The 495-nt window shown below is 57.4% G+C and carries 1 protein-coding gene; it reads right to left on the minus strand.

All coding sequences use genetic code 11. From position 1 onward, the window contains the following. The coding region (locus A3754_RS27245; protein ID WP_231880485.1) for a putative solute-binding protein at positions 1 to 495 on the minus strand (495 nt) is incomplete at both ends.

Here is a 495-nt window from a genome sequence, read left to right on the forward strand (position 1 = left end):
TTGTCCAGCCTGCCGATTAGCTGCATGGACAGTTGCGTTAGTGGGTAATCGACAATGCCGCCATCCGGGCTCATGCCTTTGTACAGTTCCAGAATTTCGTAGGCAACGAGGGGGGCCGGGAGGATATCAATCTGGCCATTGTTGAATTTGTTCGGAGCGGAAACAATGTCGGTGGTGACCGGGGTGGCACCGATGGCGGCCACCATTTCTGCCTGGGTCTGGTCGTAATCGAGCACGGCCACACGGTGGCCGGCGGCCTTGGCCAGCGAGCTGATGCTGCGGTCGTTAACAAAAATGTGGGCCGCGCCGGCTGGGTAAATGCCCATTACCACGTAATCGCCTTGCACCATGTGTCCGGCTTGTTTCGGATGAGAGAGCACCTGCAACAGGGTTTGCATATGCTGGTTGTCAGGTACGGCACCAATGGCGTCCACGCTGCCGCTGTAAAGATTGAACTGACGTGCCCGCAAGCCGCTCATTAATGCCGCATCACAG

This window comes from Alcanivorax sp. HI0083, from assembly GCF_001635175.1.